The 15724-nt window shown below is 36.1% G+C and carries 17 protein-coding genes; 13 read left to right on the top strand and 4 right to left on the bottom strand.

What is annotated here, in order from left to right:
* Nucleotides 1–127: 127 nt before the first annotated feature.
* On the bottom strand, nucleotides 128–424 hold the full coding sequence (locus Q0W95_RS01270; protein WP_297788884.1) for a rhodanese-like domain-containing protein: 297 nt from the start codon (nucleotides 422–424) through the stop codon (nucleotides 128–130).
* A 114-nt stretch (nucleotides 425–538) separates the two neighbouring features.
* Here Q0W95_RS01270 and Q0W95_RS01265 point away from each other — a divergent pair, with 114 nt between their 5' ends.
* The 5 genes from Q0W95_RS01265 to Q0W95_RS01245 all read left to right on the top strand — a co-directional run bounded on the left by Q0W95_RS01265 (nucleotide 539) and on the right by Q0W95_RS01245 (nucleotide 4050).
* Nucleotides 539–1210, top strand: coding sequence for a DUF969 domain-containing protein (locus Q0W95_RS01265; protein WP_297788881.1), 672 nt, complete (start codon nucleotides 539–541; stop codon nucleotides 1208–1210).
* A complete protein-coding gene (locus Q0W95_RS01260; RefSeq protein WP_297788878.1) occupies nucleotides 1203–2141 on the top strand; it encodes a DUF979 family protein in 939 nt (312 codons plus the stop codon). Before Q0W95_RS01265 ends, Q0W95_RS01260 begins: the two co-directional genes overlap by 8 nt.
* A gap of 8 nt (nucleotides 2142–2149) precedes the next feature.
* Nucleotides 2150–2794, top strand: coding sequence for a pyroglutamyl-peptidase I (pcp, locus tag Q0W95_RS01255; RefSeq protein ID WP_297788875.1), 645 nt, complete (start codon nucleotides 2150–2152; stop codon nucleotides 2792–2794).
* Nucleotides 2795–2855: 61 nt separating this feature from the next.
* Nucleotides 2856–3875, top strand: coding sequence for an alpha/beta fold hydrolase (locus tag Q0W95_RS01250; protein ID WP_297788871.1), 1020 nt, complete (start codon nucleotides 2856–2858; stop codon nucleotides 3873–3875).
* A 25-nt stretch (nucleotides 3876–3900) separates the two neighbouring features.
* A complete protein-coding gene (locus Q0W95_RS01245) occupies nucleotides 3901–4050 on the top strand; it encodes a hypothetical protein (protein ID WP_297788868.1) in 150 nt (49 codons plus the stop codon).
* Between the two features lie 211 nt (nucleotides 4051–4261).
* Here the strand turns inward: Q0W95_RS01245 and Q0W95_RS01240 are convergent, their stop codons facing one another.
* Nucleotides 4262–5356, bottom strand: a complete 1095-nt coding sequence (locus Q0W95_RS01240) for a DUF262 domain-containing protein (RefSeq protein WP_297788865.1) — start codon at nucleotides 5354–5356, stop codon at nucleotides 4262–4264.
* A 1-nt stretch (nucleotide 5357) separates the two neighbouring features.
* Nucleotides 5358–6449, bottom strand: coding sequence for an adenine-specific methyltransferase EcoRI family protein (locus Q0W95_RS01235; protein WP_297788862.1), 1092 nt, complete (start codon nucleotides 6447–6449; stop codon nucleotides 5358–5360).
* 113 nt (nucleotides 6450–6562) lie between these two features.
* On the opposite strand from Q0W95_RS01235, the gene Q0W95_RS01230 reads away from it, so the two are divergent.
* Nucleotides 6563–7507 (top strand): L-lactate dehydrogenase, encoded by a 945-nt coding sequence (locus Q0W95_RS01230; protein ID WP_297788859.1) that lies wholly within the window; start codon nucleotides 6563–6565, stop codon nucleotides 7505–7507.
* Between the two features lie 22 nt (nucleotides 7508–7529).
* Here the strand turns inward: Q0W95_RS01230 and Q0W95_RS01225 are convergent, their stop codons facing one another.
* Nucleotides 7530–8789, bottom strand: coding sequence for an L-serine ammonia-lyase, iron-sulfur-dependent, subunit alpha (locus tag Q0W95_RS01225; RefSeq protein ID WP_297788856.1), 1260 nt, complete (start codon nucleotides 8787–8789; stop codon nucleotides 7530–7532).
* A 199-nt stretch (nucleotides 8790–8988) separates the two neighbouring features.
* Between Q0W95_RS01225 and Q0W95_RS01220 the strand changes: the two genes are divergently transcribed.
* The 7 genes from Q0W95_RS01220 to Q0W95_RS01190 all read left to right on the top strand — a co-directional run bounded on the left by Q0W95_RS01220 (nucleotide 8989) and on the right by Q0W95_RS01190 (nucleotide 15722).
* Nucleotides 8989–10101: an ABC transporter ATP-binding protein gene (locus tag Q0W95_RS01220; protein WP_297788853.1), complete on the top strand. Its 1113-nt coding sequence runs from the start codon at nucleotides 8989–8991 to the stop codon at nucleotides 10099–10101.
* Nucleotides 10094–10888, top strand: coding sequence for an ABC transporter permease (locus tag Q0W95_RS01215; protein WP_297788850.1), 795 nt, complete (start codon nucleotides 10094–10096; stop codon nucleotides 10886–10888). The genes Q0W95_RS01220 and Q0W95_RS01215 overlap by 8 nt, the downstream gene beginning before the upstream one ends.
* Nucleotides 10885–11688 (top strand): ABC transporter permease, encoded by an 804-nt coding sequence (locus Q0W95_RS01210; RefSeq protein WP_297788847.1) that lies wholly within the window; start codon nucleotides 10885–10887, stop codon nucleotides 11686–11688. The genes Q0W95_RS01215 and Q0W95_RS01210 overlap by 4 nt, the downstream gene beginning before the upstream one ends.
* Nucleotides 11685–12764 carry a spermidine/putrescine ABC transporter substrate-binding protein gene (locus Q0W95_RS01205; RefSeq protein ID WP_297788844.1) on the top strand — a complete coding sequence of 360 codons (1080 nt, stop codon included), beginning with the start codon at nucleotides 11685–11687 and terminating at the stop codon, nucleotides 12762–12764. Before Q0W95_RS01210 ends, Q0W95_RS01205 begins: the two co-directional genes overlap by 4 nt.
* Nucleotides 12765–12767: 3 nt before the next feature.
* Nucleotides 12768–14006 (top strand): CapA family protein, encoded by a 1239-nt coding sequence (locus Q0W95_RS01200; RefSeq protein WP_297788841.1) that lies wholly within the window; start codon nucleotides 12768–12770, stop codon nucleotides 14004–14006.
* A 122-nt stretch (nucleotides 14007–14128) separates the two neighbouring features.
* Entirely contained in the window at nucleotides 14129–15061 is a 933-nt protein-coding gene (locus Q0W95_RS01195; protein WP_297788838.1) for a zinc ABC transporter substrate-binding protein, read from the top strand.
* Nucleotides 15054–15722 carry an ATP-binding cassette domain-containing protein gene (locus tag Q0W95_RS01190; protein ID WP_297788835.1) on the top strand — a complete coding sequence of 223 codons (669 nt, stop codon included), beginning with the start codon at nucleotides 15054–15056 and terminating at the stop codon, nucleotides 15720–15722. Before Q0W95_RS01195 ends, Q0W95_RS01190 begins: the two co-directional genes overlap by 8 nt.
* Nucleotides 15723–15724: the final 2 nt, after the last annotated feature.

The raw sequence follows: 15724 nt of genomic DNA, 5'->3' as shown, positions 1-15724 counted from the left end.
ACACCTGTGTTAGGTCGTCGGCAGCGTCAGATGTGTATAAGAGACAGGGATTAATTGGTGTACCTTATTTTAATTGAAACTATTTATAAACAAATTGCTAATTAGTAAAGCGAACTTTTCTATACTTTTATTTTACCAAATCATAGTCATATAGGGCGACTCCGTCTCCTATGTAGATGTATTCATAGCCTGCTGATTTTAGGGCGAGGGATGCAAACTCTGCTCTTTGGTTGGACCTACAGTAGAGGATGGTTGGTGAATCTTTGTCTAGCTTATCCAAATTGTCCAAGATTTCATCGAAGGGAATATTGATTGCTCCTTGGATGTGGCCATCTTTAAATTCTTCTGGACTTCTTACGTCGACTAGTATGAAAGCGTCCTTGTTTTTTTCAACATCTTTTCCTGAAATAATTTTACTTATCATGTTTTTCTCCTTTTCTATTATTATACTAGCTTTGGCGGGGGGGAAATTATATAAATATTTTTATTAATAAATTTTAAAGGTACAATATATTTAATAAAAAAGAAAGGAGATTTTATGGAATATATAAAGTTAATAGGAATTCTGATTATCGTTTTAGGTTTTATTTTCAAATTAAATATAATCTTTACGGTAGTCTTAGCGGGATTTGTAACTGCTTTAGTTTCTGGATTGAGTGTTGGTGAATTTCTTTCTATTCTTGGACAAAGCTTTGTTTCTCAAAGAATAGTAACGATATTTATAATAACCTTGCCAGTAATTGGTCTTTCTGAAGAGCATGGCTTAAAGCAAGTTGCAGAAAATATAGTAAAGAAAAGAGAAAATCTCTCAGCTGGAGCACTTCTTACGGTGTATCTTGCCTTTAGAGAACTAGCAGGCTTTTTGTCAATGAGGATTTATGGTTTGGTTCAATTTGTAAGACCGATAATTTTTCCTATGGCAGAGGCATCAGCTAGGAAAAAACATGGGGTTATATCTGATGAGGAGAGGGAGAAGCTAAAGTCTCGTGCAGCAGCTATGGAGAATTTTGGTAATTTCTTTGCTCAAAATACCTTTGTCGGTGCAGCTGGAGTGTTGATGATGGTTGGAACTATGGCTGAGCTTGGTTATAAGGTAACAAATATAGAGCTTGCCCAATATTCAATTCCTATCGCTATAATCACCCTAGTTCTTGGAGTTTTAAAAAACATTATTGATGATAAGAAGATTAAAGGAGATAAGGATGAGTAAACTTACACCAGCAGAATTTTTCCCAATGTTTTTGGAGGCTATTTTTGTTATTATAGGCTTACAATTCTTCTATACTGCCTATAGGACGAGTAAGGATTCTTCTAGGGATAAGAAGGCCACTACCGTAGGTTTTTGGCTAATCCTTGGCATACTCTTTGCCCTAGGTAAGGTGCTTCCACCAAAAATTAGTGGAGGGCTTGTAGTTTTGATTGCCCTCATATCATTGGTAGATGGAATAAAGATTAAGGGGATCAAGGAAGTTAATGAGAAAGTACAAATCGCTTCAAGCAAGAGGCTTGGCGGCAAGGTATTTCTTCCAGTAATTGTTATGGCAGTCCTTGCCATTGTGATAGCCAAGATAATCCCAGAATCATCTTCCTCAGTTCTAGGACTTACAGCAATAATTGCTATATGTTATGCTATGATTATGACAAAATCAAGCTTTAAGGATATGCTCAATTCATCCGACAGGATGGTTCAACAAGTTGGAGTAGTTGCAATCTTGCCCCAACTTCTTGCAGCCCTCGGGGCAATTTTTGCGGCAGCAGGAGTTGGAGATGTGATAGCAAAGATTATAGGAGGAATAATTCCAACAGTCAACCCTTGGACAGGAGCTATTGCTTATGTGCTTGGCATGGTGATTTTCACAATGATAATGGGAAATGCCTTTGCAGCCTTCACAGTAATTACTGCGGGAATTGGAGTTCCCTTCGTCCTAGCTCAAGGTGCAAATCCAGCAATTGCAGCAGCACTTGCAATGACATCTGGCTATTGCGGCACCCTTCTTACACCAATGGCAGGCAATTTCAATCTCTTGCCAGTAGCCCTATTGGAAATGAAAGATAAAAATAAGATAATCAAAGACCAAGCCCTACTTTCAATAATTTTGATACTTGTTCATATATTGTTGATGAGATTTTGGGCCTTTTAGGAGGTAAAATGAAAATTTTAATTACAGGCTTTGATCCATTTGGAGGAGAAGCAACAAATCCAGCTATAGAAGCAGTTAAAAGAATTGATGAAAATATTGAAGGTGCAGAAATTCATAAGCTTGAAATCCCAACAGTATTTCACAAGTCGGCAGCTCTAATAGAAGAAAAAATCAAAGAAATAAGACCCGATGCAATCCTATCTGTAGGTCAAGCTGGTGGAAGATATGACATAACTGTTGAAAGAGTTGCTATAAATGAAGACGATGCGAGAATCCCTGATAACGAAAACAACCAACCAATTGATGTCAAGATAAGGGAAGATGGTAAAAATGCCTACTTTGCAAGCCTACCAATCAAGGCTATGGTTGAAGAAATAAAAAGGGAGGGGGTTCCTGCCTCAGTTTCAAACACTGCTGGGACTTTTGTTTGTAACCATGTAATGTATCAAGACCTTTATCTAGCAGAAAAATACGGAAACATCAAGGCTGGTTTTATCCACGTTCCTTACCTACCAGACCAAGTCTTAGACAAAAAAGACACAGCGTCTATGAACCTAAAAGATATAGTTAAGGGCCTAAATGCAGCTGTTAGAGCAATAGTTAAATACGAGTACAAAAAAGATTTGACCATAACAGGTGGAGCGACCCACTAAGAAATAATCTCCTAGCTAGCTAGGGGATTATTTTTGGGTATAAATAGGAAAAGGAGGATTTATGAAATATTTTTTAATAATTATTGCCCTAGTCCTTATCCCACAAGTCTATTATTACATAGGAGAAAGAAGGTACAGGTCTATCAATGTTGGAAGGAAATTCTATAAGAAAATTGACGTAAGAAAAATTGACAATTATAGGGAATATTATCTGACAGGGGCTGATGGCTTCGATACTTTTGTAAGAGAGCTTGAAAATCCAAACCCTAAGGCAGTTGTCCAACTAGTCCACGGGATGAGTGAGCATGGAGGAAACTACATGGACTTTGCCAATTACCTAAACGATAGAGGATATGCAGTAGTAATCCACGACCACAGAGGGCACGGCAAATCCCTTAGCGAAAAATACCCAAATGGGCACATGGAAAGAGCGAGCGAACTTGTAAATGATACGGCTATGATAACAAGGTATATGAAAGAAAAATATCCCCATGCACCTATCTATATGCTAGGCCACTCTATGGGCTCAATGACAGCCAGAGTTTTCCTAATAGATAATGACGACTTAGTTGATAAACTTATTTTGACAGGAACTCCACCCCAAGATATATTCTCATATCCAGCCTATTTTCTCGCCAATATCCTTTGCTTCTACCTAGGAAAATACCAAAGGTCAAATGTAATTCACTACCTGGTAGGAAGTGGCAAGGATAGTCTAGACTTTATTTCATATGACGAGGAAAATAGGAAGGTAAAATATAAGGATAGGCTAAGAATCTTTGAATTTACCCTAGGATACACAAAAACCTTGATCGAAATAAACAAAAACTTATCCCCAAAATCAAAGTATAGGACAAAAAATAGGACTCTTCCAATCTACAACCTAACAGGAAGAGATGATATCATAAGCAAGGGAGAAAATGGAGTCAAAAAATCCCTAAAGCTCCTAAAGGAAGTGGGATACAAAAATATTTATAACAAGACCTACAACAAAATGCGTCATGAAATTTTGAATGAAACAAATAAGATGCTAGTATATGAAGATATCCTAAAAATATTTGAAGATAGAAAAAATGGGTAAAAATTAAATAGTCAAGGAGGAGTTTATGACTGAAAAAAAAGATATAAAAAAAGAAGAAGAAAAGAATATTAAAGATGGAGAATATTGCGGAATTGAAGAATTTAATGGCAAAAAATTCAATACTTGCAATGGAGAAGAGATAGTAGAAGAAGGATTCAAAAACCCTGACAAATAAAAGCAAAAACCAAGCTCCCACAAAAAACTTGTGGGAGCTTTATCTTTCATATGCCCTTGTCAAGATATGGATGATTTCCCATAAAGGGAATAGACAGAATTGACTAGGCTTTTCAAAAAGAGCCAAAAAACTCGTCTGGTTTAAGTAAATCTCAAAAAACATGGGAGGGGACGTCAAGAAAATCTGCTTTCATAGCCTACAAACCTCAACCTTAGTGATTAGACTTTTTTATATTGCAATCCCCACACAACATTTGACAATTCTCTGCTATAGTCTTCCCACCCTTGCTCCAAGGAATTATATGGTCGCCTTGAAGGTCGTCAAAGTCAAACTTTTCGCCACAACCAGCACACTTATGGCCCTGTCTTTCGTAGGCTGCTAGCTTATCTCGTCTGTCAAAACTTCTAATGTTTAGGGATTTTTCATCGCCAGTCAGTAGATAATTATAAATACCACTCTTCTTAGTAACATCTTCATCGCCCATTAATCTTTGAACTTCATCCTCAAGCTTAACAGGGTCAAGGTCCTTCCTGCTTCCATGTTGATTATAATAAAGCCCCCAAGGAAGACCCTTCATCTCCTTCCTTACCTTAGGGAAAATTGCCTGAACCCACTCGATAACAGAACGAAAATATGACCATAGTTCAAAAGCTGTTGGATCGTGCATATGCTTAGCCATATATTCCTCGATAGAAATCCCTTCACGAGAAGATACCCAAGATAGAGCAGTTTCAAGGTATTCTTGCCTAATTGAAGAACCTTTTAAATAATCGCCAGCTAAACCATCAGCAGCACTCCCTGTTTTTGAAAAATACCTCTTAGCATCCGTAGTCCAAGACCCTGCATAAACTGCATTTCTTAATTCTTGGTCTGTTAGTTTTTCGCCAGCTATGTTAATTATTTTAAACCATTCAAGCTTTTCGCTATCAGTTCCATCACAAACGTAAACAAAAAGTTCGTAGGCTAAAATTTTTTCTTGAATATCTGTAGGTAAATTCATAAAATACTTACCATCAACAGAAAAACTCCCATCTACATATTCACAAAGCGATATTGTTCTCTGTTGACCATCTAGAATTTCATAAGAATCCCCTCCAGTTCTTGCCCAATAAATTACATTTAGTGGTAATCCTTTTAAAACAGAACGGATAACCTCATTTCTTTTATCATCAGGATATACAAACTCCCTTTGATACTTTGGTCTAATATCAAGTCTATCGTCATATCCTGTTACACCTTCTTCGGCATCGTTAAAATAGCCTTCTGCAACCTCTCCAACAGTTACTTTTCTTTCTTCTATAATCATTTTAGTCCTCGTTTCTTGGTTCTGGGTGAAGATTTTTAATAAATATTCGTTTATATTTTCTTTTCTCGTCAACAAGGGGCTGGGATACTCCCGAGTCTTCATGCCACAGTCCATTTGAAAACCCCTTTCCCTCGCTTTCAGTTGCTCCATATACTTCAAATTGATATGGACTATATTTATCCATAAAAGTAATAGGAACTCCCATAATGCCTTCATAATCATAAGGAATATCTTTAACCTTTGAAACTTCAATTGCATCGTAATTATCATATTTAGGATATTCTTCGGCGTTATATCTTTTAATTAAAATTAAGTCTTCATGACGTTTCTTAATATCAAGATTTGTAAACCAGCAAACACCTGCTACATTTAAAATAATATCACCATTTGTATCTAATTTTGTCTTTTTGCTCTGAATTTCAACATTACCTGGCATAATCATCCATCTTCCACCATTAAGTGATGTTGCTCCAACCCAAACTTTGTTACTCTTTAGTAGAGGGAAAAACTCTTTATAAGTAATAGCGTTTTTATTTCCCATTATGACGAATTGTTTTTCGTAATCCATAAGAATAGTCACATACTCTCTAAATAAAGAAAAAGGTGGATTTGTTACAACGATATCTGATTCTTTCAAAAGTTCTATACATTCATCACTTCTAAAATCCCCATCACCTGCTAATTCTGTTAGCTGGTTTTCTCCTATTTTAAATAATTCTGCCACATCAAGCATATCAATACCTCCATCACCTGTGGCATCATAAATTTTAGTGACAACAGCCTTATAAGGCTTTCCTTTGTTAGCTTCATCACCACCTAAAACATCAAATAAGCTTAGTTGCTGATTTGCTATAGGAGAAGTCGCATAACAAGTCGCTATTAATTTTTTAAGTCCTAGTCTATTAAAATTAAGAACAAAATACTTGAAAAAATTTGATTCAAAAGGGTCATCACAATTACAAAAAACTGTCTTTCCTTTAAAATGTTTTCGATAATATCTTAATTCTTGTTCAATATCCGTAAGCCTAGTGTAAAATTCATCGTTTTTGACTTTTTTAGCATTTGCTAATCGACTATTGTTATTTTCCGCCATTTTTCCTCCTAGTCTTTTTCCTTACTAAAACTATACCCTAGATATTTGTTTGGTCAGTTTGTCCAAATAGTGTACAATGCATATGAAAAGTAAAATTAATCAGGAGGAAATTTATGACTAAGAGAAATAAAGTTGTTCTTATTGGTGATGGATTTGTGGGAAGTTCTTATGCTTTTGCCTTGGTAAACTCAGGGCTTGCTACCGAACTTGCCATAATTGATATAAGAAAAGATAAGGAGATAGCAGATGTTAATGACCTACTTGATGCTACAGTTTTAACTAGCTCTCCAACCCTTGTAAAGACAGGAAGTTTTGAGGATTGCAAGGATAGTGATCTCGTTGTTCTTGCCTATGGCAATAGCCAAAAAAATCTTGTAAATAGGCTTGATGATATAAAAATTGCCAGTCAAATGGTTGTTGATACAATCCCAAAGGTTGTTGAAGCAGGCTATGACGGAGTAATTCTCCTTGCGACAAATCCTGTTGATGTAATCTCAAGAGTTGTGGCAGAAGTGTCTGGTTTTCCTAAGGAAAAAATTGTGGGAACTGGAACAAGCCTTGATACTGCGAGATTTGCCCAATATCTTGCCCTAGCTAGCAAGTTCAATGTGGCAGATATCAATGCCTATGTTATAGGTGAGCATGGCAATTCTTCTGTTGCAGTTTGGTCAAATGCCAATGTAAATGGAATTAATATCAGTGAATTTATTGATAAAATCGATGATGCCTACAAAGACGAAGTGGGTGAATTGATTAGGGATAAGGCCTTTAAGATTATTAAGGGCAAGGGAGCAACTCATTTTGGTATAGCAAATTGTATGCTAGCCTTTACTAGGGCAATCCTCCTTGATGAGAAGAGGGTCTTGATGGCCTCAAGCTACCTAAGGGGAGAGTACAAGAACGAAGGATTATATACTGGAGTTCCAACAGTTGTTGGCAAAAATGGTGCAGAGAAAATCCTACAAATGCCAATAGATGATAGGGAACAAGAAATGTTCGACAAATCTTGCAAGGCTTTAAAGGAAAATTATAAACTAGCTCTTGAAATTATTGGATAAATCAAAAAATCGTCCCAGGTTACTAGTCGGGGCGATTTTTTTCGTGAAGTATCTCGGCTAGGATGACTTCATCAGTAGTTTTCATACCGAACCTTGCGATATGACCTATGGTTTCGATTGTTTTATCTATATCTTCCATCACTATTCCATCGCCTATCTTGAAAGAATTATTGCTTTGAGCTTGGATGTAGGCAAGGATTGCATTTCGAAGACTTGATGCTATTTTCATAGCGCAAGAAGCCTTGGCTCCATCACATATTATCCCAGAATTAACTGCTAGGGAATTGCTAATAGTTTCTTCGATTATCTTTTTATTTTCCTTGTTTATGAAGGCTATAGAAGCTATGGCAGCAGCAGATGCAGATACAACTCCACAATAGGCGGAGAGTTTGCCTATTTCATTTTTTATATAGAGAGAAATCAAGTTTGAAAAAATTAAAGCCCTATACAAATCATCATCTGAAAAGTCCTTGTCCTTAGCATAGATGCTGATTGGAACAGAGGCTGTGATTCCTTGATTGCCAGATCCAGAATTTATAACAACAGGAAGCTCACATCCATTCATCCTAGCATCAGAACCTGCTGCTGCGAAGGCTACAAGCTTTTCGTAATAGTTTGTCGAATTATTTTTTAGAATAAGCTTTCCAATATTTGCACCCCAATTATTTATAAGTCCCTCATTAGCAATTTTTTGATTGTATTCTATCTGCCTATCTAAAATTTCTTTTATGTCATTATAGTCGCAAGTTCGAGCAAAATCATATATTTTATTGAAGGAAAAATCTAAGGGACTTTCATCACTTAAAGCTTGTTTTTTTTCAAAAATAACTTCACCATTTTTCTCTATCTTAACTATATTAGTATGGCTATTGGCTATAGTTACTATAGCAGAAGAATTATTATCTATACAAGCAACTTCAATAAAAAGCCCAGCCTTATCTTTTAGCAAATTAACTTCGATTTTTTCATCAGCTATCATTTCATCACACAGACGTAACTTATTTTTATCAATTCCACACAAAAGCTCCAATCCCTTTGCTGAATCGCAAAGAATAGAGCCTACTGCAAGGGATATTTTGATTCCTCTCCTGCCATCTGTGCCTGGTACTGTTACAGAATTTGCATTTTTGATAATATTACTTGATAGATTTGCTATAATTTTTTGAGGTATACTTCCCAAAGTTTCTGCTGCCTTGGCGGAAGCATAGGCTATGGCGATTGGTTCTGTGCATCCAAAGGCAGGTATTAGTTCACTTTTAATTAATTCCTTGTAAGTAGTCATAATATATCCTAAAATCAATGTATTAACAGCTTATATATGCAACTTTTATGTATATTTCTATATTTATTATAAATCAAACGTTTTCTATGGTCAAGTATCCTTTTAGAGTAAGATGTAGTTAAGATTAAAACATAAATCCTAAAAATCTTTACATAAATATGGTATACTCATTTAAGAGATAAGAAGAAAGTAGGTGCCTATGGATAAGAAATATAAAGACATGAGTGTAGTTTTAAAAGCAGTTAGCAAGTCTTATGATGACGAGCTCGTCCTAAAGACTGTTGATTTGGAACTTGAGAAGGGAAAGTTTTATACACTTTTGGGGCCTTCAGGTTGTGGAAAAACTACAATTTTGAATATAATAGCAGGCTTTGTCGACCAATCTAGTGGCGATGTTTACATAAATGGAGAAAATGTTAACGAGACTCCAGCCAATAAGAGAAAAGTCAATACAGTTTTTCAAAATTACTCGCTTTTTCCTCATATGAATGTCTATGATAATGTCGCCTTTGGCTTAAACATTAAGAAGGTTGACAAGAAGGTTATTAGCCAAGAGGTCAAAAAGGCTCTTGAGATGGTTAATCTTGGAGGTTTTGAAAAAAGAAAGATTTCTCAAATGTCAGGGGGGCAGAGGCAGAGGGTTGCTATAGCCCGTGCTATTGTGAATAGGCCAGATGTGCTCCTACTTGATGAACCCTTATCAGCCCTTGATATGAAACTAAGAAAGTCCATGCAGGTTCTTCTTTCTAATATCCAATGGGAGCTAGGTATCACCTTTGTTTTTGTAACTCACGACCAAGAGGAGGCTCTGGCTCTTTCGGATGAAATTTTTGTTATGGATAAGGGAGAGATTGTCCAATCTGGTAGTCCTACGGATATTTACGATGAGCCAATCAATAGGTATGTAGCAGAATTTATTGGCGAATCAAATATTCTTGAGGCTGTTATGAAGGATGATTATTTGGTAGAGTTTTCTAACAAAACTTTCTCCTGTGAGGATGCAGGTATTCCAAAAGGAGAGAGGGTAGAAGTCGTTATAAGACCTGAGGATATTTCGGTTTCTAAGTCAGAAGATGCAGATATTAAGATGACTATTGATAATGTTATGTTTAGGGGTGTTTTTAACGAGTTAATTTGCTTTGATGAGAATGACTTTAGGTGGAAAATCCACACAACCAAGAATTTCCAAGAAGGAGATGTAGTTGGAATTTCAATAGACCCTGGAGATATCCATGTAATGAGATTTAACGAGTCAGAAGATGAATTTGATAAGAGGATTGAGAAATATTCTCTGGGAGAGGATGATGAATAGAAAATATAGGGGACTTTCAATTATATATTATGTTTGGATTGTTCTTTTTATCATAGCTCCTATAGGAATGTTATTTTATCAATCGTTTTTTGATATTTATGGCAAATTCACCTTAGATAATTATATTGCCTACTTTGTGTCAGGTAATTATGTGAGGATGACTCTTAATTCGTTTTTGACAGCTTTTCTTATCACTATGACTACCTTGGTCTTGTCCTATCCTTTTGCATATTTTCTTATAAGTTCAAAGAACAAGGAGTTTTACCTACTTTTGGTAACTTTGCCAACTTGGATTAACTTATTGTTGAAGGCTTATGCTTTTATAGGACTTTTGAGCAAACAAGGGCCTATTGCCCAAATTTTTGGTATGGCAAGTAGGGGATTCTTGTTTACAAATCCAGCCTTTGTTCTGGTAGCATCTTATGTGGAACTTCCCTTTATGATTTTACCAATCTTTAGGTCGCTTGATTCTATACCAAAAGAATATTTGATAGCAAGCGAGGACTTGGGAGCTAGCAAGTGGCAGACTTTTAGGAAAATCATCTTGCCTTTGTCCATGGATGGAGTCATTGCTGGAAGTCAGGCAGTTTTTATCCCATCACTTTCACTTTTCCTTATAACAAGGATTATTGGAGGAAATAAAATTATAACCCTAGGAACGGCAGTAGAAGAGCATTATCTAGTAACGCAAAACTGGGGCATGGGGGCAACTATTGGTCTTGTGTTGATAGTTCTGATGTTTGTGGTAATGAGTGTGCTAAATACAAGAAAGGATAATAAGCGATGAAAAAAACTTTTAAATTATCGAACCTCTACCTAATATTTATCTTTATCCTTTTGTATCTTCCAATTGCTTATTTGATTTTCTATTCTTTTAATAGTGGAAGCAGTATGAATAGCTTTGACGGTTTTTCTACCAGCCACTACCAGGAAGTTTTTAAGGATACTAGGCTTTGGGTGATTGTAATAAATACCATTATTTTGGGTCTTTTGTCATCGCTTCTTGCGACAATTATAGGGACTATAGGAGCTATAGCTATCTATTATTTGAAAAATGAGAGGGCTAGAAAGAGGGTTCTTAATTTCAATTCAGTCCTTATGGTAATGCCCGATGTAATGATGGGGGCTTCCTTTTTAGTGCTGTTTACCTTTTTGATAAAAATTCCTATGGGATTTATGACTGTTCTCTTATCCCATGTGGCCTTTTCGATACCTATAGTTGTGCTTATGGTTTTGCCTAGGCTTTTTGCCTTAAATGAATCAATGATTCTTGCTGCAGAGGATTTGGGAGCGAGTGACTTTACTATTTTAAACAAGATAATTCTACCCAATATTACAGGAGGAGTCCTTACAGGCTTTTTCATGGCTCTTACTTATTCCTTAGACGACTTTGCAGTTACCTTCTTTGTTACTGGTTCAGGCTTTACGACCCTTTCAGTTGAGATTTATTCGAGAGTAAGGACGGGAATATCCCTTGAAATAAACGCCCTATCGACTCTGATGTTTTTAATATCTCTAGCCTTAGTTGTAGTTTATTATTTTATTAGCCAGAAAGAAAATACTTTTCAAGAAGGAGGTAGTAGATGAATAAGGTTTATAAATTTTTCCTAGGATCCATTTTTGTAATAGTAGTTTTATTGGCTCTTAAATTTATGCTTATTGGAAGTGGACAAATATCAGATTCAAAAACTCTCTACCTCTACAATTGGGGAGATTACATAGCCCCAAAGTTGATTAGCAAGTTTGAAAAAGAAACAGGCTACAAGGTTGTAATGGAAACTTATGATTCTAATGAGGCTATGATAACAAAAATCAAGCAGAAATCTACTAATTTTGATATCTGTATTCCTAGTGAATATGCTGTTGAAATGATGAGAGACCAAGGACTTTTGGAAAAAATCGACCACAAGAAAATCGAGGGACTCGCCAATATTGATGAGAGATTTCTTAATCTCGCCTATGACCCTGGTAATGAATACTCCATTCCATACTTATGGGGAACCTTTGGCATAGTCTACAATACTAAAAAATATTCCCAAGAAGATTTTTCTTCTTGGAAAAACTTGTGGGATAAGAAGTTTGAGGGAGAGATTTTGAGCTTTGATGGAGCGAGGGAAACTCTAGGAATAGGACTACTCGCTGATGGACTTAGCTTAAATACTACTGACCCACAGACCTTGATAAAAGTTCGTGACGAATTGATAGGATTTATGGGCAATGTTAAGGCAATTCTTGCTGACGAAATAAGGATGTATATGGCTCTTGAAGAGTCGAATGTAGGCATAACCTTCTCTGGAGATGCGTCAAACGCTATAGATGCTAATAGTGATTTGGCCTATACAATTCCCAAGGAAGGGTCCAACATATGGTTTGATAATATGGTAATACCTAAGACTAGCAAAAATCAACAAGCAGCCTATGCCTTTATTAATTTTATGCTGAGACCTGAAAATGCCGCAGAAAATGCTGATTATATATGGTATGCAACGCCAAATAAAAAGGCTTTGGATTCAATTGATCCTGAGGCAAGAGAGGATAAAACACTTTATCCTGATGATGAAATTATAAATAAGCTTGAAGTTTTCAAAGCTTTGGATAAGGAAAGCACAATCTTATACAATGATCTCTTCCTAGATTTGAAGATATCACCACATGCGGAGTAAATTATGAAAAATATATTAAAAAAATTGAGCCTTGTAGTTTTTATGGCAATAATCCTTGCCTCTTGTGGACAAAACAAGGCAGAAAAAAACGAGAAAATAGACTTGGATAAGGCTATAAATCGAGCTTTAGAGGAAGTTAGGGAAGAAGAAACTAAGAAGAAGGAAAAAAGTTCAGGAGAAAATAAAAGAGATGAAAATGAAATAAAGAAAGCAAAACTTCTTTTTGGAGGGGATGTTCTTCCTCATATGCCTATAAACGATTATGCCCTTAATTTTGGTGGAGGAGTTTACGATTATTCACAATCTTTTAGGGACCTCAAAAGTTTTGCCAAAGACTTTGATTTTTTTATGGTCAATAACGAATTTTCAGTAAATCCTAATATGGAGCTTTCTGGTTATCCGACTTTCAATTCCAGCCCTAATATTTACTTGGCCCTAAAGGATATGGGGGTTGATGTTATGACGACAGCAAACAACCACTGCCTAGATACAGGGATTGAGGGTCTAAAATCAACAATTGATTCTATAGAAAGTCATGGGATTAGTCATGTTGGAACTAGCAAGGTTTCCTATACTCCATACATCATAAAAGAAGTAAATGGAATAAAGCTTGCAATTTTTTCTTATGCTGAGAACTTAAATGGACTAGATGGCCTCCTTGATACGGAAGATAAAGAAAAAATGGTGAATAGGCTTGATGCTGACCAGATTAAAAAAGATATAGAGGGAATAAAAGACGAGGTTGATTTTGTGGTAGTATATCCTCATTGGGGTGTGGAATATTCATCCTATCCTGAAGCCTATCAGATTGACCTTGCAAGAAATATGATAGATTGGGGAGCGGATATGGTTATAGGCAACCACCCTCATGTTATCCAACCTATGGAAGAATATGAAAGCAAAGATGGTAGGAAGGGAATTATCTATTACTCGCTTGGCAATTTACTTTCCAACCAAAAGGCAGAATCATTTGAGGGGGACTATAGGGTTGAGCAAGGCCTTCTTGTTGAAGCGAATATTGTAAAGGAAGCTGGCAAGAAGACGAAGATAGCGTCATCACGCTTCCATTCAACAATTGTGGATAGATCCTACGACCAATATGGAACCCTAGATGAAACTTATGTAGCAAGTCCATATCTGGCTAGTGAAGAAAAAATGGCAAATTTAGATGAGGGGACTCAATATCTTATAAGACTTGCCAATGAAATGAATACACAAACTATTGAAAAAGGAATAGAATAGGCGTAAGTAGGGTGAGCTTGGCTTGCTCTATTTTTGTGACAAAAAAATTAATGCGAACGGCTTGCAAATGTAAAAAAAAGTGATAAATTATATAATGCAAATGAATTGCAGATGGAGGAATTATGAAAAAATATTTTAAAAGCCTAATGGTTTTAGCTATAATTTGTGTTTTTGCTTGTACTTCTTGTTCCAAGAATGAGCAAACAAAGTCAGATGCAGGAAAAGATAATAATGGAAAAAAGATTGTGTATACGACCTTTTATCCAGTTGAGGATTTAACTAAAAGAATTGTTGGAGATAAGATGGAGGTCAGAACAATTATAAAGGCCAACCAAGAACCTCATTCTTTTGAACTATCAACTGATGATATGAAAAATCTTACTGGAGCAGACCTTGTTGTCTATAATGGAGCAGGCATGGAAAGCTTTATTGATGACTTGAAAAAGAGCATTAATGATGACGATAAATTCCTTGACTTATCCCAAGGTCTTTCACTTTTGGACAGTTCTGATGAAGCTAGTGAGCAAAAATCAATTAACCCTCACACATGGTTATCTATTAAAAATGCCATGGAAGAGCTTGATACAATCTATAAGAAAGTTTCTGCGATAGATCCAGCAAATGATGCTTACTACAAGGCAAACTTGGATAAGTCTGTTAAAGAATTTGCTGCCCTTGATAAGGAGTTTGAGGATGAGCTTGCCAAGGTTAAGTCAAAAGATAAGTATTTTGTTGTAAGCCATGCTGCATTTAACTATTTGGCAGATGATTATGGTTTAAAGCAAGTTGCTGTTACTGGAATATCTCCAGAAGATGAACCATCAGCCAAACAATTAAAAACTATAGCCGACTTTGTAAAGGCACATAATATTAAGACAATTTTCTTTGAAGGAAAGGCAACCCCTAAGGTTGCAGAAACTTTAGCGAAAAATACTAATACTAAAACATCAACCCTTTACACCCTAGAAAACCTCACAGAGGAAGAAGCCCAAAAGGGATATATCAACCTTATGAGGGAGAATTTGAAGAATCTTGTGGCGTCTTTCAATGAATAAGGCTATTTCTATCAAGGACCTTGACTTTGCCTATGATAAGGAAAAAATTCTTGAAGGTTTAAACTTAGAAATAGGTATTTGTGACTTTGTAGCTATTGTTGGAGGCAATGGGGAAGGAAAGTCCACCCTTATCAATCTTCTTCTTTCAAACCTGAGAAAGGATAGAGGGGAGATAAGGATTTTTGGAGATAACATTGAAGAGAACAATCATTTTTCTGATATAGCTTATATCAGCCAAGATGCTGTAAAATCCTACAAGACTTTTCCCACTACAATAGAAGAAGCTGTAAAGATTCATGCATCTTTTCTTAAAGTGCAAAAGGATGTGGATAAGCTTCTTGATGAAGTCGGTCTAAAAGGCCATAAACATAAAGCTCTAAGCGAATTATCAGGGGGACAACTTCAAAGACTAGGCCTTCTCCTTGCCCTTATTAAAGATGCTAGGCTAATTCTCTTGGATGAACCTACAACTGGGATTGATAAGAGTTTTTCTAAGGAGCTTTTTGAGCTTTTGAAGAAAATGACCCAAGATGATAAGACAGTTGTGATTGTAACTCACGATTTAAGACAGGCAAGCCTTTATGTTGATTATGCCTTCAAAATTTGTGATAAAAAAGCGACACTAATTGATAAATCAAGGCTTGAGGATGTATTGGAGTAAGA

Source organism: uncultured Anaerococcus sp. (assembly GCF_947253225.1).
Taxonomy (GTDB): Bacteria; Bacillota; Clostridia; order Tissierellales; family Peptoniphilaceae; genus Anaerococcus.
The sequence above is the reverse complement of the archived record's forward strand: the minus strand, read 5'-3'. Positions and strand labels throughout refer to the sequence as shown.

Coding starts and splice junctions, on each gene's coding strand:
- Q0W95_RS01230 (WP_297788859.1), top strand. CDS start 6,563: ATGACTAAGAGAAATAAAGTTGTTCTTATTGGTGATGGATTTGTGGGA.
- Q0W95_RS01235 (WP_297788862.1), bottom strand. CDS start 6,449: ATGGCGGAAAATAACAATAGTCGATTAGCAAATGCTAAAAAAGTCAAA.
- pcp (WP_297788875.1), top strand. CDS start 2,150: ATGAAAATTTTAATTACAGGCTTTGATCCATTTGGAGGAGAAGCAACA.
- Q0W95_RS01270 (WP_297788884.1), bottom strand. CDS start 424: ATGATAAGTAAAATTATTTCAGGAAAAGATGTTGAAAAAAACAAGGAC.
- Q0W95_RS01200 (WP_297788841.1), top strand. CDS start 12,768: ATGAAAAATATATTAAAAAAATTGAGCCTTGTAGTTTTTATGGCAATA.
- Q0W95_RS01225 (WP_297788856.1), bottom strand. CDS start 8,789: ATGACTACTTACAAGGAATTAATTAAAAGTGAACTAATACCTGCCTTT.
- Q0W95_RS01190 (WP_297788835.1), top strand. CDS start 15,054: ATGAATAAGGCTATTTCTATCAAGGACCTTGACTTTGCCTATGATAAG.
- Q0W95_RS01210 (WP_297788847.1), top strand. CDS start 10,885: ATGAAAAAAACTTTTAAATTATCGAACCTCTACCTAATATTTATCTTT.
- Q0W95_RS01215 (WP_297788850.1), top strand. CDS start 10,094: ATGAATAGAAAATATAGGGGACTTTCAATTATATATTATGTTTGGATT.
- Q0W95_RS01205 (WP_297788844.1), top strand. CDS start 11,685: ATGAATAAGGTTTATAAATTTTTCCTAGGATCCATTTTTGTAATAGTA.
- Q0W95_RS01260 (WP_297788878.1), top strand. CDS start 1,203: ATGAGTAAACTTACACCAGCAGAATTTTTCCCAATGTTTTTGGAGGCT.
- Q0W95_RS01265 (WP_297788881.1), top strand. CDS start 539: ATGGAATATATAAAGTTAATAGGAATTCTGATTATCGTTTTAGGTTTT.
- Q0W95_RS01240 (WP_297788865.1), bottom strand. CDS start 5,356: ATGATTATAGAAGAAAGAAAAGTAACTGTTGGAGAGGTTGCAGAAGGC.
- Q0W95_RS01195 (WP_297788838.1), top strand. CDS start 14,129: ATGAAAAAATATTTTAAAAGCCTAATGGTTTTAGCTATAATTTGTGTT.
- Q0W95_RS01220 (WP_297788853.1), top strand. CDS start 8,989: ATGGATAAGAAATATAAAGACATGAGTGTAGTTTTAAAAGCAGTTAGC.
- Q0W95_RS01245 (WP_297788868.1), top strand. CDS start 3,901: ATGACTGAAAAAAAAGATATAAAAAAAGAAGAAGAAAAGAATATTAAA.
- Q0W95_RS01250 (WP_297788871.1), top strand. CDS start 2,856: ATGAAATATTTTTTAATAATTATTGCCCTAGTCCTTATCCCACAAGTC.